A 16,958-nucleotide genomic window follows, 5' to 3' on the forward strand; every position below is an offset into this window, starting at 1 on the left:
GCTCCGGGGCGCGAAGGCGTCAGACCCGCGCCCGCTCCTTCTTCAGCTTCTTCATCTTGGCGGTGATCATCGTCCGCTTCACCGCGCCGAGATAGTCGATGAAGAGCTTGCCGTTCAGGTGGTCGAGCTCATGCTGCGCGCAGATCGCCCAGCGCTCGCCCAGCTCCGCCTCATGGAACTCGCCGTCGAGCCCCAGCCAGCGCATCTGCACGCCCGCGTGCCGCGTCACGTCGTCATAGATGTCGGGGATCGACAGACACCCCTCCTCGCTCGTCACGAACTCGTCCGACGCCGCGACGATCTCCGGGTTGAGCAGGACCATCGGCATCGGCTCATTGTCCTTGACCGAGCAGTCCATCACGAAGACCCGGCGCAGCACCCCGACCTGCGGCGCCGCCAGCCCGATGCCGGGCGCCGCATACATCGTTGCCAGCATGTCCTCGGCAAGCTTCCGCACCCCGTCGTCGACTGCCTCGACAGGGGCTGCCACCTTGCGCAGACGCGGCTCGGGATGGATCAGGATCGGACGGATAGCCATGATCCGCGAGATAGGCGAAGGCCCGCGTGAACACAACCCACTCGCCTGCGTTGCCCTTTCAGCCCCCCGTCAATAGCGTCATGGGAGAGGAGGATCACGCCATGAGCCGCGCATTCGTGAAGGAAGACGACGGATCGAGACCGGAACAGCTGCCGGAGCTGCCGGTCAGCCCGCATCCGAACCTCGTCACCGCCCGCGGCCTGCGCCTGATCTCCGAGACCATCGCCCGGATCGAGACCGCCCTCGCCGCCGGCCCCGACGAGGCCGAGACCGCGCGGCTCCGCCGTGACCAGCGCTACTGGACCCTGCGTCACGCCACCGCGCGACCGACCGCCCCGGACCCGTCAGACCCCGCGGCGCAGTTCGGCAGCCGCGTCACCTACCTGACCGAGGACGGCGAGCGCCGCACCCTGACGATCACCGGCGAGGACGAGGCCGACCCCGCCGCCGGCCGCATCGCCTACACCGCCCCCGTCGCCCGCGCGCTGATCGGCGCCACCCCCGGCAGCACCGTCACCGCGACGATCCGCGGCGCGCCGGTTGATCTCGAAGTGACAGACATCGAGGTCTCCCCCGACGACTGACGCCGCCGCGTCTCAGGGGTGATCAATCGGCGGCTTCGGCAGCGGCTCGTGGTGGGTGAAGCGCACCTGGCGCACGATGCGCCGATGCACCGTCGGCAGGCCCGGCGCGCGGTGCAGCGCCCGCAGCCGCGCGTTCCACCCGGCGTCCGCGTTGGTCCGCCGCGAGTTGTGCCGCACGTACTCGACCCACGTCGGCGTCTCGTAGCTCTCGACCCAGAGCCGCTGGTCGCCGAGGTCGCGCAGCAGCTGCCAGTTCCGCGCCCCGTCGCGCACCCGGACCCGGTGCCGCTCCTCCATGGCCTCGAGGAACTCCGGCACGTCATCCTCGTCGATGACGTACTCGATCGAGATCGAGATCGGCCCCGAGCGCGGGCGCACCCCGCCGGCGACCTCCGGCTCTGTCCAGGTGTTGAGCGGCGAGAGATCGAGCTCGGCCCGCGCCGGCAGCGGCAGGAGGAACCCGACCGCGGCGAAGAGCAGCGCCGCCGCCGCGGCGAAGAGCAGCGCCTCCGCCGGCCCCTGCCGCTGGGCGAGCTCGCCCCACAGCCAGCTGCCGAGCGCCATGCCGCCAAACGCCGCGGTCTGGTAGAGCGCGAGCGCCCGCCCGACCACCCAGCGCGGCGTCGAGAGCTGCACCGTCACGTTGAAGAGCGCCAGCGCCAGCACCCAGGAGGCACCGCCGACAATCATCGCCGCGGCGATGACCGGCGCCGACGGCACGAGCGCAAGCACCCCCGAGCAGATCGCGAAGCCGACAAAGGCCAACCGGGCGATCCACTCACTCGGCAGCAGGGTCTGCAACCGTCCGCCGAGGAACGCGCCCCCGATCGCCCCGACCCCGAAGGCCCCGAGCAGGCCGCCGTAGAGCGTCGGCCCGCCATGCACCAGCTCGCGGGCGACCAGCGGCAGCAGCGCCAGCACCGCGACCGACGACAGGCCGAAGAGGAAGCTCCTGAGCAGCACCTTCAGGATGTTCGGCGACATCGCCACATAGCGCAGGCCCGCGCCCATCGCCGCGCCGAGCCGCTCGCGTGGCAACCGGTTCGGCGCGATTTGCGGCCGCCAGAAGAACAGCACGGTGATGAGCGCGAGATAGCTCACGCAGTTGACGGCAAACGCCGCCGCCGCACCGCCGGCCGCGACGATGACGCCGCCGAGCGCCGGCCCGACACTCCGGGTGATGTTGAAGCCGACGCTGTTCAGCGCCACCGCCGCCGGCAGGTGCGTGCGCGGCACGATGTCGCCCACCGACGCCTGCCACGACGGGTTGTTGAGCGCCGTGCCGCAGCCGATCAGGAAGGTGAAGCCGAGCAGGGTCCAGGGCGTCAGGTGCCCGTACCAGGCCGCGACCGTCAGGGCGACCGAGACCGTCAGCATGAAGAACTGCGCGGCGAGCATCACCGTGCGTCGATTGAAATTGTCCGCGATGGCACCGGAAGCGAGCGAGAACACCATGACCGGCAACGTCGTCGACGCCTGCACCAGCGCGACCATGTCGGCCTCGTTCGAGATCTGCGTCATCATCCAGGCCGCGCCGACCGACTGGATCAGCGCTCCGAAATTCGACGCAAGGCTCGCAACCCAGATTGCCCGGAAAGTAGGGATGCCCAACGGCGCCAGCGCCGACGCCCGGGGGGCGGATTCACTCATTTGCCTGCGACTCGTTCCATCCCTCGGTGCCGATCATGCCGATCGGACGCGGTGGGGCAAGCTCAGGCGGACGTACGATACCGACAATCCGCGCGATTGCACGGCTTCGGATTGCGCGCCAGCACATAGGCCCCGCAATCGGGGCAGGGCCGGGTGGCCTCGACCGCCGGCGCCGGCGGCCGTGCGGCGATGCGCTTCCTCCAGGCGATCACCTTCCAGGCGGCGATCGCGAGCAGGATCAGGATGGCGACACGCAGGCTCATGGCGCGGCCAGCCCGAAGCGGGCCCAGTGGCTCGCGGCCTCGGCGGTGCCGATCGCCTCCCCCACGGCATCCGCGACGCCCGGAACGCCGAGCCGGCGAAACAGCGGCCGGCGCGGCGCGATCATGCTGAAGCGCAGGTCGTCGCCGTAGAGCCGGCGCATGGTCGGCGCGAGATGGCCGATCTCATCGGCAAGCCCGACCTCGATCCCCCCCTCACCGACCCAGATTTCGCCGGTGAAGAGATCGCGGTCCGCAAGCCGGGCGCCCCGGCGCTCCTTGACCTGATCAATGAAATTCCCGTGGATTTGCCGCTGCAACGCCATCAGCCGGTCCACATCCTCCTGCCGCTCCGGCCGGAACGGATCGAGCATCGACTTGTCGACGCCAGCGGTGTGGACCCGGCGCTCGATGCCATGGCGCGCCAGCAGCTCGGGAAAGCCGAAGCCCGCATAGATGACGCCGATCGAGCCGACGAGGGAGTTCGGATCGAGATGAATGCGATCGGCGGCGGTGGCGAGCCAGTAGCCGCCGGACGCCGCCACGTCCTCGACAAAGGCGTGGACCGGAATCTTCAGCTCATCCGCCAGTCGGCGGATGCGCGCGGCGATCAGGCTCGACTGCGCGGCACTTCCCCCCGGCGAGTTGATCGAGAGGGCAACCGCCTTCGGCTTGCCCTTGCGGAACGCCGCCTCGATGAGCGGCGCGAGGCGGGCATCGGTGAGCGACGGGCCGCCGAGCCTGCCGGCGGCACCAATGACTCCTTCGAGCCGGATCACACTGACCCGGGGACGGCGGCGAAAGAGCGCGAGGGGGCTTTTCATCGCCCCGATGTATGCGGCCCCGCGCTCTCCCGCAAGCAGCCTGAGGCGTCAATCCACAGCGATGCCACTCAGTTCGATCGCCCCGAAGACCGGGCGCCCGGCGGGATCCTCGGCCTCGATGCGCAAGGTGGCGCCGGGGCGCGCCTCGACGATCGCGACCGGCCCGCTGTCCTGAAGCGCGGCAGGTGCCTCCCCGACACGGGCACCGTCAACGAGAATCATGAGCGTCCCCGCCTGCGTCAGCGCGTCGGCGTCCACCGCCGCCGGTGCCGCGACCGTCAGGTCGACCTCCGGCGCCTCGGCGACGAGCACGAGCAGACGGGGCGTGCCCGCCACGTCGAGCACCGCCTTGAGCCCGATGGTGATGCTGGTGCCGGCCGGGACGCTCGCCCCCCGCGCCGGACGGCATTTCGCCGGGAGGGGCGCCAGCGCGCTGCGCTCATGGAAGCGCTCCTCGGGCTGGGCGTCGGCCTCGAGGCCTCGGGCCACCAGATCGAGTTCGCGCGCCGCCTCCGGCCAGTCGGCGAGCGCCGCGGCCAGCGTCGGCGCGATGTGGCGCACGTCGGAGGCGCGGGTCAGGTCGCGGGAGACGACGACAAGGCGGCCGTCCTCGGTGGCGGTGTCCGGCAAGCTGGCAAGTTGCAACGTTTCCTCCGTGCTTTTTTATGACTGTAGGACTATCCGGCGCGGGCCGGACGAAAAGGCGAGAGAGGCCATGACCAGACGACAGCCGCTGCCCTACGTCCTGACGGCGCTCGTCGTGCTTGCCGCGGCCATCACGCTCCTCGCCATGGGCCGTGTGCCGATCTGCACCTGCGGCCATGTCGAGCTCTGGCACGGCACGGTGAACGACTCGGGCAACTCGCAGCACCTCACCGACTGGTACTCGCCATCGCACCTGATCCACGGCTTCCTGTTCTTCTGGCTGCTCTGGCTGGTGATGCCGCGCGTGCCGCTCGGCTGGCGGCTTCTCGCCGCGACCGTGGTCGAGGTCGCGTGGGAGATCCTTGAAAACAGCCCTGTCATCATCGAGCGGTATCGCGCCGTGACGATCTCGCTCGACTACTACGGCGACAGCGTCCTCAACTCGGTTTCCGACATCGGGATGATGATCATCGGCTTCCTGCTCGCGTCGCGGCTGCCGGTCTGGCTGACCGTGCTGATCGCGCTCGGGTTCGAGATTCTCACGACCTGGATGATCCGCGACGGGCTGGCGCTGAACGTCCTGATGCTGATCTGGCCCGTTGACGCGATACGGATCTGGCAGGGCAACCTCTGAGCGTCGGACCGGCGCGTGAGTCATGAAGGGTGCGATCCGGTAAATGCACGGACCATTCTTCCTTCTGCTTCAGACAGATACACATCATGCGCAACTTGCGCAGCCACGTGCCTCGACGCCGCCCCGGATCGCATGAGCGCATTCTCCCCTACCAAAGGATAGGCCTCGACCGCCTCCGCGGGCAAGCACGCCGGATTCATTTGAAACGCTCGCGCCCCGCTTCTAGTCTTGCGTGATGACGACAGCCCTTCTCAGCCATCACGACTGCCTCGACCACGTGAACCCGCCCGGCCACCCGGAGCAGGTCGCGCGCCTCCGCGCCATCAACGCGGCGCTCGAGGCGGAGGAGTTCGCCTACCTGATCCGGGAAGAGGCGCCCCTCGCCACCGACGCCATGATCGACCGGGTCCATCCCCCGACCCACCGCGAGCGCCTCGAGGCGATGGTGCCGAACGAGGGCTGGCGGCCGATCGACGGCGACACCTTCGTGGGCCCCGGAACGATCCGCGCCGCCCGCCGGGGTGCCGGCGCGATCTGCCGGGCGGTCGATCTCGTCATGTCCGGCGAGGTCAGGAACGCCTTCTGCGCCGTCCGACCGCCCGGCCACCACGCCGAAACCGAGCGGGCCATGGGCTTCTGCTACTTCGGAACCGTCGCGATCGGCGCCCTCCACGCCATCCACGAACACGGCCTCAGCCGCGTCGCCATCATGGATTTCGACGTCCACCACGGCAACGGCACGCAGGACCTGCTCTGGAACGAGAAGCGCGTCCGCTTCGCCTCCACCCACCAGATGCCGCTCTATCCCGGCAGCGGCGCGGCGGACGAGGTCGGCCTGCACGGCCAGATCGTCAACGTCCCCCTGCCGCCCGGCGCCAGCGGCGGCGTCTTCCGCGCCGGCATGCTCGGCCGCGTCCTGCCCGAGCTCGACGACTTCGCCCCCGACCTCGTGCTGATCTCCGCCGGCTTCGACGCCCACGCCCGCGATCCGCTGGCGAACCTCAACCTCACCGAGGACGACTTCGCCTGGGCAACCGCCCGCCTCTGTGATCTCGCCGACAAGCACTGCAACGGGCGCGTCGTCTCGACTCTCGAAGGCGGATATGATCTTGCCTCCCTCGCGTCGTCGGTGGCGACGCACGTTCGGGTGCTGATGGATCGCGGATATGGCTGAAACGGACGCGAGCGGACAGGTTCCGGTCGCCGAACTGACCTTCGAGGCGGCGCTCGCCGAACTCGAGCGCGTGGTGGCACGGCTCGAGGGACAGGTGGCGCTTGACGAGTCGATCGAGCTCTACGCCCGCGGCGCCGAGTTGCGCGCGCATTGCGAGGACAAGCTCAAGGCCGCCGAAGCACGCGTCGACGAAATCGCCAAAGGCGCGGACGGGCTGAAGTCCCGGACGGTCGACATCTCCTGACCCCCTGATGGACGCCGAGACCCTGCAATTCCATGCCGCGCTGAGCGACGCCGCGACCCGCACCGAGGCCGCCCTCGCCGACTGGCTCCCGCCCGAGGACACCACGCTCGGCGCCGCCATGCGCCACGCGGTCCTGTCGGGCGGCAAGCGCCTGCGCGCCTTCCTCGCCATCGAGAGCGCCGCGATCTTCCGCGTGCCCGCCGCCCAGTCGCTCCGCACCGCCGCCGCCGTCGAGTGCGTCCACGCCTACAGCCTCGTCCACGACGACCTGCCCTGCATGGACGACGACGACCTGCGCCGCGGCCAGCCGACGGTGCACGTGAAATGGGACGAGGCGACCGCGGTCCTGAGCGGTGACGCGCTCCAGACGCTCGCCTTCGAGCTTCTCGCGCAGCCGCAGGGCAGCATCGACCCGCGGCTGGCGGTGCGGCTGGTCCTGCGCCTCGCCCAGGCCGCCGGCGCGGCGGGGATGGTCGGTGGCCAGGCCTTCGACATCGCCGCCGAGACCACCGCCGTGCCGCTCGATCTCGACTCGATCCGCACGCTTCAGTCGCTCAAGACCGGCGCGCTCTTCGTCTGGTCCGCGGAGTCGGGCGCGATTCTCGGCCGCTCCGACCCGGAGCCACTGCGCGCCTACGCAACCGCCCTCGGACAGGCATTCCAGATCCGCGACGACCTTCTCGACGTCGACGGGGATCCGGAAGCCGCCGGCAAGCGTTTGCAGAAAGACGCCGAGCAGGGAAAGGCGACATTCGTTTCGCTCCTCGGGGTGGACGGGGCGCGGCAGAAAGCGCATGAGCTTGTGTCCGCCGCCTGCGACGCGCTCGCACCCTACGGGTCGGCGGCGGGAAACCTGCGCGGAGCGGCCCGGTTCGTGCTGACGCGGGGCAATTGACGTCTCGGGAGGAAAGACAGCCTTTGAGCGATCAACCGAAGACCCCGCTTCTCGACCGGATCGGCTCACCCGCCGACCTGCGTGGCCTCTCCGTGCCGGAACTCGGCCGGGTCGCTGACGAGTTGCGAGCCGAGACGATCTCGGCGGTCTCCGTCACCGGCGGCCACCTCGGAGCCGGCCTCGGCGTTGTCGAGCTGACCGTGGCGATCCACGCCGTCTTCAACACGCCCAGGGACAAGCTGATCTGGGACGTGGGACATCAGTGCTATCCCCACAAGATCCTCACCGGCCGCCGCGACCGCATTCGCACGCTCCGCGCCGCCGGCGGCCTCTCGGGTTTCACCAAGCGTGACGAGAGCGAGTATGATCCGTTCGGCGCGGCGCACTCCTCCACATCGATCTCCGCCGGCCTCGGCTTCGCCGTGGCACGCGATCTCGGCGCCCCGGGCGTCGGCGACGTGGTCTGCGTGATCGGCGACGGCTCCATGTCCGCCGGCATGGCCTATGAGGCGATGAACAACGCCGGCCATATGAAGGAACGGCTCTTCGTCATCCTGAACGACAACGAGATGTCGATCGCTCCGCCGGTCGGCGCCATGTCGAAGTACCTCTCCCGCCTCTACACCGGCGAGCCGTTCCAGGATCTGCGCGCCGCCGCCAAGGAAGCCGTGAAGTTCCTGCCCTCCCCGCTCCAGCACGGCGCGCGCCGCGCCCGGGAACTGGTGAAGGGCATGACGGTCGGAGGCACGCTCTTCGAGGAACTCGGCTTCTCCTATATCGGCCCGGTCGACGGGCACGACATGGAAAGCCTCGTCTCGGTCCTCCGCGTCGCCAAGGCGCGTGGCACCGGGCCGATCCTGATCCATGCGCTGACGAAGAAGGGCAAGGGCTACGCGCCCGCCGAGGCCTCCGACGACAAGTACCACGGCGTCGCCAAGTTCGACGTGGTGACCGGCACCCAGAAGAAGGCGCCCTCGAACGCCCCGACCTACACCAAGGTCTTCGCCCAGAGCCTGATCCGCGAGGCCGAGCGCGACGAGCGCATCGTCGCGGTCACCGCCGCTATGCCCGAAGGCACCGGCCTCAACCTCTTCGCCGAGCGCTTCCCGAGCCGCTGCTTCGATGTCGGCATTGCCGAGCAGCACGCGGTGACGTTCTGCGCCGGCATGGCTGCGGCGGGGATGAAGCCGTTCTGCGCGCTCTACTCGACCTTCCTGCAACGCGGCTATGACCAGGTGGTCCACGACGTGGCGATCCAGAAGTTGCCGGTCCGCTTCGCCATCGACCGGGCCGGGCTCGTTGGCGCCGACGGACCGACGCACGCGGGCGCCTTCGACATCGCCTTCCTCGCCTGCCTGCCCGAGATCGTGGTGATGGCCGCCGCCGACGAGGCCGAACTCGTCCACATGGTCGCAACCGCCGCCGCGCTCGACGACCGCCCGTCCGCCTTCCGCTTCCCGCGAGGCGAGGGTGTTGGCGTCGACATGCCCGAGCGCGGCGTCCCGCTGGAGATCGGGCGCGGCCGCGTGCTGATCGAGGGTCAGGGCGTCGCGATCCTGTCGTTCGGTGCCCGGCTCGCCGAGGTGCTGAAGGCGGTGGAGTCCCTCGGCGCCAAGGGCGTCCACCCGACGGTGGCAGATGCCCGCTTCGCCAAGCCGCTCGACCGGGAGCTGATCCTGCGTCTCGCGAAGGAGCACGCGGGGATCATCACCATCGAGGAAGGCTCGATCGGCGGCTTCGGCAGCCAGGTGGCGCATCTTCTGGCCGAGGAAGGCGTCTTCGACCGAGGGCTGAAGTTCCGCTCGATGGTCCTGCCGGACGACTTCATCCAGCAGGACAGCCCGGAGAAGATGTATGCGGTCGCCGGCATGAACGCGGCCGACATCGAGGCGAAGGTCCTCGGCCTGATGGACGTGGCCCGCGTGGGAGCCCGCCGGGCCTGACGCCCGGACCGCCGGCCGCTGCCTTTCGCCGACAGAGGGCGCGCACCGGGTGACCGGCGGAGAGGCAGGGGAGTGACGACCGGTGCCGGATCGTGAGACGTCAGAGCCGCGGCAGGAGCAGACGCCCCGGCTCCTCTCCGGGGGCAACCCGCAGATCCCGAAGGGTGACGGGGACGCACCGGTTCAGGCGTACATCACCGCCATGCCCGGTTGGAAACGGCCGATCGGGGAGCGACTGGACGCTCTCGTCACCGCCGCAGTTCCTGACGTGGAAAAGGCCGTGCGGTGGAACTCACCCTTCTACCGCGCGCCGGGAAAGGGCTGGTTCCTGTCGTTCCACTGCTTCACCCGCTACGTGAAGGTCGCGTTCTTCGACGGCACGGCACTCGATCCACTGCCGCCCGAGGGATCGAAAGACCCGAGGGCGCGCTATCTGCACATCGGCGAGGACGGCGTTTTCGACGAGGCCCGGTTCACCCGCTGGGTGACGCAAGCCTCCGCCTTGCCGGGCTGGAAGCCCTAGCGGGCCCCGGTAAGCGGGCCGGGCGCGGTCCTGTCGGCCCCGGGCCGCCCGCCTCCGGCCCTCAGCCGCCGTCGCGCATGTGCTGCAGGCGGCAGAGGCATTCCACCGGCTCGGAGTGGTTGCGCTGCACCTCGGCGGCATCGCCGGCGATCTTGTCCATTCGCCGCGCGAGGTCGAGGTCGAGGCGCGAGAGGCCGTCGCAGGCGTGGGTGGTGAGCGTCACGTCGACGACGTTGTAGATGTTCGTCCACTCCGGGTGATGGTTCAGCTTTTCCGCGGCCAGCGCGACGCGGGACATGAAACCCCACGCCTCGGAGAAGGTCCGAAACTTCCATATCTTGCGCAGTGCGTCGCGTTCCGGCACGGCACCCCAGCCGGTGGCACCGAGGTCGGGCAGCAATTCGGCCCGCTCGTTCTCGGTCAGGACATAGGTCACTCGACGTTCTCCTTGAAAGACTTGCGCATCAGGTCGTCGTCGATCTCGCGCGCACGCACCGCCGCCGGGCGGTTGACCAGACGCCCGCAGTAGTCGGCGAACACGTGCCGCGGGTCGATGGTCTGGAAGCGCAAGCCCCAGCCGATGTGCGAGCCCACGTAGACATCGGCGGCGCTGAACCGGTCACCGGCGATGTACTCCCGCCCGGCGAGCGCCGCCTCGAGCGTGTTGAGGGTGTCCTCGAGCGAGCCATAGCCCACCATGCCGCGCCGGTCCTCAGGCACCTCCACCCCGAGCGCGCGATTCGTCGTCGCCGCCTCCAGCGGGCCGGCGGCGAAGAACAGCCAGCGATAGTAGTCACCCCGCCGCGCCGGCTCGGGCGCCAGCCCCGCCTCGGGGAAGGCATCGGCCAGATAGGCGCAGATTGCCGGCACCTCGGTCACCACCTGGTTGCCATGGCGGATTGCAGGAACCTTCCCCATGAGATTCACCGCGCGATAGGCGTCGGACTTCATCTCCGGTCCGAACTCCAGCACCTCCGTCCGGTACGGCTGCCCGATCTCCTCAAGCATCCAGCGGGCGATCCGTCCCCGCGACATCGGATTGGTGTAAAAGACGAGCTCGTCGGCCATGGCGATCCCTCTCCCGGTATGAGGCCAACGGTAGAACATTTCCCCGCTACCGCAAACAGGGCGTCACTCCGTTTCGGCCGGCTCCCCGCCGCGTCGGAACGGGCCGTAGGCGGTCAGCACCTCGATTTCCTGGTCGATCGCCTGCGCCTCAGCCTTGAGGAATTGCGCCACCGCCCGCGCGAAGCGGGGATCGCCGATCCAGTGCAGCGAATGCGTCACCGTCGGAAGGTAGCCGCGGGCGAGTTTGTGCTCGCCCTGGGCGCCCGCCTCGACGCGCGCCAGCCCGTGGTCGATCGCCCAGTCGATCGCCTGATAGTAGCAGAGCTCGAAGTGCAGGAACGGATGCTCTTCCACGCATCCCCAGTATCGCCCGAACAGGGTCTCGCGCCCGATGAAGTTCAGCGCGCCCGCGACCCACCGTCCGTCGCGCCGGGCGAGCACCAGCAGGATGTCGGCCCGCATGGTCTCCTGCATCCGGTCGAAGAACGCCCGCGTCAGGTAGGGTCGCCCCCACTTCCGGCTGCCGGTGTCCTGGTAGAACCGCCAGAACGCGTCCCAGTGCTCCGGCTCGATGGCGTCGCCGGCCAGCACCACGATCTCGCCGCCGAACGCCTGCGCCCGCTCGCGCTCCTTGCGGATCGTCTTGCGCTTGCGTGAAGAGAGATCCGCGAGGAACGCGTCGAAGTCCCGGTATCCGCGGTTCAGCCAGTGAAACTGCTGCGTCGTTCGCGCCAGAAGGCCGATCGCCTCGCCCCACTGCCGTTCCGCCTCGGTGCAGAACGTCACGTGCAGGCTCGACACATCCATCCGCTCGGCTATCTGGAGCGCGCCCTGGATCAGCGCCGAACGCCCTTCCGCCTCGAACCCGGCCCGGGTCAGGAAGCGCCGCCCGGTCGCCGGGGTGAAGGGCACCGCCCCCTGCAGCTTGGGGTAGTACTCCCCGCCTGCGCTCTCGAAGGCGTGGGCCCAGTTGTGGTCGAAGATGTATTCGCCCTGGCTGTGGGTCTTGGCGTAGAGCGGCATCACCCCGATCACCACGCCGCCGAGGCGCGCCACCAGATGGCGTGGGATCCAGCCGCTGCGGTTTCCGACCGAGCCGGAGTCCTCGAGCGCCTTCAGGAAGCGGTGCGTCGTGAAGGGATCGACCGGCACGATGCCGCCATCGCCTGCGCAGGCGTCCCACTCCTCCGCGGCGATCTCGCCGAGGGAGCCAAGCACCGTGATTTCGATCGTCTCGCCGCCGTCCATCTCGTCGCCGTCCATCGCCCGCATCAGATGGCGGGTTCGTGCGCTGCGTCAACCGCCGCCGCGCCTCCGTCACAGGGGCGCGAGGTATCCCTCGAAGGTGATGTTGTCGGCGATCGCGCGAGCCTCGGCCTCCTGCGCGGCGCTGCGCACCGTCCAGGTCAGGATCGGCAGGCCCCCGGCCTTCAGCTTCGCCACGAGCGGGTTCGACAGGTCGTGCCGGTCGTGGGAGATGAACGCTCCGCCGCTCGCGCCGAAGTCCGCGAGGGTCGCGACGAGCTCCGCCCGGCGATAGTCGGGCACGGAGAGGTCCGGGTCGTCGTAGTCGCAGCTCGTCAGCCCGCGCGGACACCCGGGCAGGTCGCGCCCCATGGCCGCGACGGAATGCGGGTTGAAGGACATCACCGCAACCGGGCCGTCATAGCCGGCGAGAAGGGCGGCCACCCGCGCCTCAAGGCCGCCGACGTCCGGGCCGAGGGCGCCGTCCTGATCCTTGATCTCCACGAGCAGCGGCACACGGCCCGCGACGAGCGCCAGCACCTCGGCAAACGTCGGGATCGTCTCGCCGTCCGCCGCATCGAGCAGCGGGATCGTCGCGAGCGTCGCCGCGTCGTAGTCGTGCACCAGCCCCGGCCGATCAGTCAGCCGTGGCATCTCGTGGTCATGGAACACCATCGCCTCGCCGTCGCGCGAGCGCTGGACGTCAAGCTCGATGCCGTAGCCCTTCGCGATCGCCGCCCGGAACGCCGCGCGGCTGTTCTCGATCACCCCTGCCGCCCGGTCGTGCAGCCCCCGGTGGGCGAGGGGCTGGGTGAGGAAGGCCTCCGGCAGGGCTGGCGACCGGCTCATGGCATGTTCTCCGAAATGGCGCGCGCGAAGGTCTCCGTGGCGACGTTGCCGCCCGAGGCGACACAGATCACCGCGTCGCCCGCGATCGCATCCCGGCGGAAGAGCGCCGCGGCGAGGGCAACAGCCCCGCCCGGCTCCAGCACGATGTGCAGATGCCGGAACGCCACGGCGACGGCGGCCATGGCCTCGGCATCGCTGACCGCGAGGCCCGGACCAGCCAGCCGCTGCAGCACCGGGAAGGTCAGCGCCCCGGGACGTGGCGTCAGGATTGCGTCGCAGATCGAGCCGGTGGTGGCGGCGTTCGACAGCCGCTCGCCCTCGGCGAGCGAGCGGGCCATGTCATCGAACCCCGCCGGCTCGGCGGTGCGCACCCGGAGGCCCGGCGCATCGGCCTCGAGCGCCAGCGCGACCCCGGCCGAGAGCCCGCCACCGCCGCAGCAGACCAGCACGTCGGCACGAGCGACCCCGGCCTCTGCCGCCTGTCTGGCGATCTCGAGCCCCACGGTTCCCTGTCCGGCGATGACCTGCGCGTGGTCGAAGGGTGGCACCAGCGTCAGGCCGCGCTCGGCCGCGAGCCCGGCGCCCAGCGCGTCGCGATCGTCGCGCCCGCGGTCGTAGAGCACCACGTCGGCGCCATAGGCCTTGGTGCCGTCGATCTTCACGGCCGGCGCGTCGGAGGGCATGACGATGACGGCCGGCGCGCCGTGCGCCGCGGCGGCCCACGCAATCCCCTGCGCATGATTGCCGGAGGAGTAGGCGAGCACGCCCCGCCGCCGGTCGGTTTCCGACAGCGCCGAGATGGCCGCCCAGGCACCGCGCGCCTTGAACGAGCCCGTCACCTGCAGGCACTCGGCCTTCACCAGCACCCGCCGCCCGGCGAGCCGGTCGAGCCCGGGAGCTTCGAGCAGCGGTGTCCGACGGATGCCGCGGGCGCGACGCGCCGCTGCGCGAATCGCCGCGACGTCGGTCATTCGCGCGCCACCTGCGCCATCAGTGTCTCGAATGCCTGAAGCGCCTCCGGTTCGTCGAGGAACGGCACATGACCGCGCTCGGGCACCTCCGCGACGATGAGACCGGGGTGACGGCGCGCCATCCCGGCGACGGTCTCGGCCGAGAGCAGGTCGGAATTCTCCCCCCGCACCACGGCGATCGGCAGCCCGGCGAGCATCTCGAAGAGCGGCCACATGTCCGGCATCGGCCCGTCCACGGCTTCGAGCGAATCGCGGAGCTTCGGGTCGTAGTTGAGGACGAGCCCGTCCGGGCCCATGTCGAACCACCGCTCGGCGAGGCTCATCCACTTGCCGGGCGAGAGATGCGGGAAGCGTCCGCCCATCCGCGCCTCGAGGGCAAACACGACCTCGGGGTAGGTCTTCGCCTTCGGGGCGACGCCGAGATAGTCCATGATGTTGGAGAGACCCTCGGCCTCGAGCACAGGCCCGATGTCGTTGAGGAGCACGCCCGAGATCCGGTCCCGCACCGTCGCGGCCAGCACCATGGCGATCATGCCGCCACGCGAGGTGCCGACGATCGTCACCTTGGGAAGGTCAAGGAAATCCAGGAACTCGACCACGTCCCGCGCCTCGACAGGGACATTGTAGTTCTTCCAGTCCGGATCGCGATCCGACTTGCCGCGGCCACGCAGCGTCAGGCGGATCAGCCGGTAGCGTCCGCCGAGCGCCGCGGCAAACTCGTCGAAGTCCGATCCGTTGCGCGTCAGGCCGGGCAGACAGAGCACGGGACGGCCTGCGCCCTCCTCCTGCCAGTCGAGCCTCAGGCCATCGGAGGTGGTGAAGGTCATGCGCGTGTGCTCCGCGGCTGCCCGGGCGGCGCGCGCCTCCCGGTGGGTCAGAGATACTCCGGCTGCGCCATCCCGAGGATGTGGAAGCCGCCATCGACGAACACCACCTCGCCCGTCACCGCCTGCGAGAGGTCGGAGGCGAGGAACACCGCCGTGCCGCCCACCGCCTCGAGCGAAGCGTTCTGGCGCATGGGGGCGTTCCGCTCGGTGACGTTGTAGACCTTGCGCGCCCCGGAGATCGCCGCGCCGGCGAGCGTGCGCATCGGCCCCGGGCTGATGGCGTTCACCCGGATGCCGTCCGGCCCGAGGTCGTTCGCGAGATAGCGCACCGAGCTTTCGAGCGCCGCCTTCGCGACACCCATGACGTTGTAGTGCGGGGTCACCCGCTGCGCGCCGATGTAGGTAAGGCTCATGATCGAGCCTCCCACCGGCATCAGCGGCGACGCCCGGCGGGCGAGGTCCACGAGGCTGTAGCAGGAGATGTCGAGGGAGTGCAGGAAGTTCGCCCGGCTCGTCGCCATGAACTTGCCGTCGAGCTCGGCCTTGTCGGAATGCGCGATCGCGTGGACGAGAATGTCCAGGCCGCCCCAGACTTCGACGACCTTCTCGAAGAGCGCGTCAAGCGACGCCCCGTCCAGAACATCCGCCGGCACGATCATCTTCGCGCCGACGCTTTCGGCGAGCGGCTTCACCCGGCGGCCGAAGCTGTCGCCCTGATAGGTGAACCCGAGTTCAGCCCCCTGCGCGGCGAAGGCGCGTGCGATCCCCCACGCGATCGAGTGGTCGTTCGCGACCCCGAGGATCAGCGCCCGCTTGCCCTTGAGCAGTTCCCCCGTCACCGGCTCAACCGGCATGACGGCTCAGGATCAGGGAGGCGTTGGTGCCTCCGAAGCCGAAACTGTTCGTCATCACGCTATCGAGCCCCGCATTGTCCACCCGTGTCGTGGCTATTTCACCCGGGCGGATCCCCGGGTCCAGAGTCTCGACGTTGATTGAGGGCGCGATGAAGTCATCGCGCAACATGAGGAGCGAGTAGATGGTCTCCTGCGCCCCGGCCGCGCCCTGACTGTGGCCGGTCATCGACTTCGTCGAGCTGATCGGCGGCACCTGGCCTTCGCCGAACACCCGCCGCACCGCCTCGACCTCCGAGACGTCACCGACCGGCGTCGAGGTGCCGTGCGCGTTGATGTAGCCGACGCGGCGCCCCTCGGGCAGGGTCGTCAGCGCCAGCCGCATGGCGCGCTCGCCGCCGATGCCCGACGGCGCCACCATGTCATTGCCGTCCGAGGTCGCGCCGTAGCCCGTCACCTCGGCGTAAATCTTCGCCCCGCGCGCCAGCGCGTGCTCCCGCTCCTCCAGCACCACGATGGCGCCGCCGCCCGAGATCACGAACCCGTCGCGCTCGGCATCGAACGCGCGGCTCGCGCGCTGCGGATCGTTGTTGTAGCGCGAACTCATGGCGCCCATGGCGTCGAAGAGGCACGAGAGCGTCCAGTCGAGTTCCTCGCCGCCGCCGGCGAAGACGATGTCCTGCTTGCCGAACTGGATCTGCTCGACGCCCGACCCGATGCAATGCGCGCTCGTCGAGCAGGCCGAGGTGATCGAGTAGTTCAGCCCCTTGATCTTGAAGGGAGTCGCGAGACAGGCGGAGACGGTGGAGGACATGCAGCGGGTGACCATGAATGGCCCCATCCGCTTCGGACTGCCCTTCTCGATCACCGTCTGGTGCGCCTCGAACATGTTCCGCGTCGACGGCCCGCCGGAGCCGGCGATGAGCCCGGTCCGCTCGTTCGAGACGTCCGATTCCTCAAGCCCGGAATCCGCGATCGCCTGACCCATGGCGATATAGGCGTAGGCCGCCCCATCGCCCATGAACCGAAGCTGACGCTTGTCGATATGCTCGGTCACGTCGATGTCCAGCTTGCCCTGCACATGGCTGCGGAAGCCGTGCGCGGCGTATTCCGGCGCGAAGCTGATGCCGGAGCGTCCGGCCTTCAGCGAGGCGAGCACCTCGTCGGCACTGTTGCCGATGGACGAGACGATGCCGATTCCCGTGATGACGACGCGGCGCATGGCGCGTCCCT

General features: G+C 69.7%; 20 protein-coding genes. 7 read left to right on the forward strand and 13 right to left on the reverse strand.

What is annotated here, in order from left to right; genetic code table 11:
- Positions 1-19: 19 nt before the first annotated feature.
- Positions 20-538: a peptide deformylase gene (gene def / locus HNP73_RS06110; protein ID WP_184147697.1), complete on the reverse strand. Its 519-nt coding sequence runs from the start codon at positions 536-538 to the stop codon at positions 20-22.
- A gap of 101 nt (positions 539-639) precedes the next feature.
- Between def and HNP73_RS06115 the strand changes: the two genes are divergently transcribed.
- On the forward strand, positions 640-1,122 hold the full coding sequence (locus HNP73_RS06115; protein ID WP_184147698.1) for a GreA/GreB family elongation factor: 483 nt from the start codon (positions 640-642) through the stop codon (positions 1,120-1,122).
- A gap of 12 nt (positions 1,123-1,134) precedes the next feature.
- Here the strand turns inward: HNP73_RS06115 and HNP73_RS06120 are convergent, their stop codons facing one another.
- The 4 genes from HNP73_RS06120 to HNP73_RS06135 form a co-directional block, all read right to left on the reverse strand.
- The gene (locus tag HNP73_RS06120; RefSeq protein ID WP_184147699.1) at positions 1,135-2,772 is read right to left on the reverse strand and encodes an MFS transporter; all 1,638 of its coding nucleotides are present in this window, start codon (positions 2,770-2,772) and stop codon (positions 1,135-1,137) included.
- A gap of 62 nt (positions 2,773-2,834) precedes the next feature.
- Positions 2,835-3,035 carry a hypothetical protein gene (locus HNP73_RS06125; protein ID WP_184147700.1) on the reverse strand — a complete coding sequence of 67 codons (201 nt, stop codon included), beginning with the start codon at positions 3,033-3,035 and terminating at the stop codon, positions 2,835-2,837.
- Positions 3,032-3,856 carry a S49 family peptidase gene (locus tag HNP73_RS06130; RefSeq protein ID WP_184147701.1) on the reverse strand — a complete coding sequence of 275 codons (825 nt, stop codon included), beginning with the start codon at positions 3,854-3,856 and terminating at the stop codon, positions 3,032-3,034. Before HNP73_RS06130 ends, HNP73_RS06125 begins: the two co-directional genes overlap by 4 nt.
- 48 nt (positions 3,857-3,904) lie before the next feature.
- On the reverse strand, positions 3,905-4,501 hold the full coding sequence (locus tag HNP73_RS06135; protein ID WP_184147702.1) for a hypothetical protein: 597 nt from the start codon (positions 4,499-4,501) through the stop codon (positions 3,905-3,907).
- A gap of 70 nt (positions 4,502-4,571) precedes the next feature.
- Between HNP73_RS06135 and HNP73_RS06140 the strand changes: the two genes are divergently transcribed.
- The 6 genes from HNP73_RS06140 (at position 4,572) to HNP73_RS06165 (ending at position 9,914) form a co-directional block, all read left to right on the forward strand.
- A complete protein-coding gene (locus tag HNP73_RS06140) occupies positions 4,572-5,135 on the forward strand; it encodes a DUF2585 domain-containing protein (protein WP_184147703.1) in 564 nt (187 codons plus the stop codon).
- A gap of 235 nt (positions 5,136-5,370) precedes the next feature.
- Positions 5,371-6,309 carry a histone deacetylase family protein gene (locus tag HNP73_RS06145; protein ID WP_184147704.1) on the forward strand — a complete coding sequence of 313 codons (939 nt, stop codon included), beginning with the start codon at positions 5,371-5,373 and terminating at the stop codon, positions 6,307-6,309.
- On the forward strand, positions 6,302-6,553 hold the full coding sequence (locus HNP73_RS06150; RefSeq protein WP_184147705.1) for an exodeoxyribonuclease VII small subunit: 252 nt from the start codon (positions 6,302-6,304) through the stop codon (positions 6,551-6,553). The genes HNP73_RS06145 and HNP73_RS06150 overlap by 8 nt, the downstream gene beginning before the upstream one ends.
- 22 nt (positions 6,554-6,575) lie before the next feature.
- Positions 6,576-7,448, forward strand: coding sequence for a polyprenyl synthetase family protein (locus HNP73_RS06155; protein WP_184148056.1), 873 nt, complete (start codon positions 6,576-6,578; stop codon positions 7,446-7,448).
- A 23-nt stretch (positions 7,449-7,471) separates the two neighbouring features.
- Positions 7,472-9,391 carry a 1-deoxy-D-xylulose-5-phosphate synthase gene (gene dxs, locus HNP73_RS06160; protein WP_184147706.1) on the forward strand — a complete coding sequence of 640 codons (1,920 nt, stop codon included), beginning with the start codon at positions 7,472-7,474 and terminating at the stop codon, positions 9,389-9,391.
- A gap of 82 nt (positions 9,392-9,473) precedes the next feature.
- Positions 9,474-9,914 (forward strand): DUF1801 domain-containing protein, encoded by a 441-nt coding sequence (locus HNP73_RS06165; RefSeq protein ID WP_343063206.1) that lies wholly within the window; start codon positions 9,474-9,476, stop codon positions 9,912-9,914.
- 61 nt (positions 9,915-9,975) lie between these two features.
- Here the strand turns inward: HNP73_RS06165 and HNP73_RS06170 are convergent, their stop codons facing one another.
- The 8 genes from HNP73_RS06170 to fabB form a co-directional block, all read right to left on the reverse strand.
- Complete coding sequence (locus HNP73_RS06170; RefSeq protein ID WP_184147707.1) at positions 9,976-10,350, reverse strand: 4a-hydroxytetrahydrobiopterin dehydratase; 375 nt, start codon at positions 10,348-10,350, stop codon at positions 9,976-9,978.
- Positions 10,347-10,982 carry a glutathione S-transferase family protein gene (locus tag HNP73_RS06175; protein WP_184147708.1) on the reverse strand — a complete coding sequence of 212 codons (636 nt, stop codon included), beginning with the start codon at positions 10,980-10,982 and terminating at the stop codon, positions 10,347-10,349. The genes HNP73_RS06170 and HNP73_RS06175 overlap by 4 nt, the downstream gene beginning before the upstream one ends.
- 63 nt (positions 10,983-11,045) lie before the next feature.
- Positions 11,046-12,245 carry a GNAT family N-acetyltransferase gene (locus tag HNP73_RS06180; protein WP_425486624.1) on the reverse strand — a complete coding sequence of 400 codons (1,200 nt, stop codon included), beginning with the start codon at positions 12,243-12,245 and terminating at the stop codon, positions 11,046-11,048.
- A gap of 54 nt (positions 12,246-12,299) precedes the next feature.
- On the reverse strand, positions 12,300-13,076 hold the full coding sequence (locus HNP73_RS06185) for a glycerophosphodiester phosphodiesterase family protein (protein ID WP_184147709.1): 777 nt from the start codon (positions 13,074-13,076) through the stop codon (positions 12,300-12,302).
- Positions 13,073-14,047 carry a threonine ammonia-lyase gene (locus tag HNP73_RS06190; RefSeq protein WP_184147710.1) on the reverse strand — a complete coding sequence of 325 codons (975 nt, stop codon included), beginning with the start codon at positions 14,045-14,047 and terminating at the stop codon, positions 13,073-13,075. The genes HNP73_RS06185 and HNP73_RS06190 overlap by 4 nt, the downstream gene beginning before the upstream one ends.
- The gene (locus tag HNP73_RS06195; protein WP_184147711.1) at positions 14,044-14,874 is read right to left on the reverse strand and encodes an alpha/beta fold hydrolase; all 831 of its coding nucleotides are present in this window, start codon (positions 14,872-14,874) and stop codon (positions 14,044-14,046) included. The genes HNP73_RS06190 and HNP73_RS06195 overlap by 4 nt, the downstream gene beginning before the upstream one ends.
- A gap of 47 nt (positions 14,875-14,921) precedes the next feature.
- Positions 14,922-15,728, reverse strand: a complete 807-nt coding sequence (locus HNP73_RS06200) for an enoyl-ACP reductase FabI (protein WP_184147712.1) — start codon at positions 15,726-15,728, stop codon at positions 14,922-14,924.
- Positions 15,718-16,947, reverse strand: a complete 1,230-nt coding sequence (gene fabB, locus HNP73_RS06205) for a beta-ketoacyl-ACP synthase I (RefSeq protein ID WP_184147713.1) — start codon at positions 16,945-16,947, stop codon at positions 15,718-15,720. Before fabB ends, HNP73_RS06200 begins: the two co-directional genes overlap by 11 nt.
- Between the last annotated feature and the right edge of the window lie 11 nt (positions 16,948-16,958).

Origin of the sequence: Amaricoccus macauensis (assembly GCF_014201905.1) — a bacterium.
In the GTDB taxonomy this organism is placed as follows: Bacteria; Pseudomonadota; Alphaproteobacteria; order Rhodobacterales; family Rhodobacteraceae; genus Amaricoccus; species Amaricoccus macauensis.

Excerpts from the sequence above, each read along its gene's own strand:
- def (WP_184147697.1), bottom strand. The coding sequence starts at position 538 with ATGGCTATCCGTCCGATCCTGATCCATCCCGAGCCGCGTCTGCGCAAG.
- HNP73_RS06115 (WP_184147698.1), top strand. The coding sequence starts at position 640 with ATGAGCCGCGCATTCGTGAAGGAAGACGACGGATCGAGACCGGAACAG.
- HNP73_RS06120 (WP_184147699.1), bottom strand. The coding sequence starts at position 2,772 with ATGAGTGAATCCGCCCCCCGGGCGTCGGCGCTGGCGCCGTTGGGCATC.
- HNP73_RS06125 (WP_184147700.1), bottom strand. The coding sequence starts at position 3,035 with ATGAGCCTGCGTGTCGCCATCCTGATCCTGCTCGCGATCGCCGCCTGG.
- HNP73_RS06130 (WP_184147701.1), bottom strand. The coding sequence starts at position 3,856 with ATGAAAAGCCCCCTCGCGCTCTTTCGCCGCCGTCCCCGGGTCAGTGTG.
- HNP73_RS06140 (WP_184147703.1), top strand. The coding sequence starts at position 4,572 with ATGACCAGACGACAGCCGCTGCCCTACGTCCTGACGGCGCTCGTCGTG.
- HNP73_RS06145 (WP_184147704.1), top strand. The coding sequence starts at position 5,371 with ATGACGACAGCCCTTCTCAGCCATCACGACTGCCTCGACCACGTGAAC.
- HNP73_RS06150 (WP_184147705.1), top strand. The coding sequence starts at position 6,302 with ATGGCTGAAACGGACGCGAGCGGACAGGTTCCGGTCGCCGAACTGACC.
- HNP73_RS06175 (WP_184147708.1), bottom strand. The coding sequence starts at position 10,982 with ATGGCCGACGAGCTCGTCTTTTACACCAATCCGATGTCGCGGGGACGG.
- HNP73_RS06180 (WP_425486624.1), bottom strand. The coding sequence starts at position 12,245 with ATGGACGGCGACGAGATGGACGGCGGCGAGACGATCGAAATCACGGTG.
- HNP73_RS06185 (WP_184147709.1), bottom strand. The coding sequence starts at position 13,076 with ATGAGCCGGTCGCCAGCCCTGCCGGAGGCCTTCCTCACCCAGCCCCTC.
- HNP73_RS06190 (WP_184147710.1), bottom strand. The coding sequence starts at position 14,047 with ATGACCGACGTCGCGGCGATTCGCGCAGCGGCGCGTCGCGCCCGCGGC.
- HNP73_RS06195 (WP_184147711.1), bottom strand. The coding sequence starts at position 14,874 with ATGACCTTCACCACCTCCGATGGCCTGAGGCTCGACTGGCAGGAGGAG.
- HNP73_RS06200 (WP_184147712.1), bottom strand. The coding sequence starts at position 15,728 with ATGCCGGTTGAGCCGGTGACGGGGGAACTGCTCAAGGGCAAGCGGGCG.
- fabB (WP_184147713.1), bottom strand. The coding sequence starts at position 16,947 with ATGCGCCGCGTCGTCATCACGGGAATCGGCATCGTCTCGTCCATCGGC.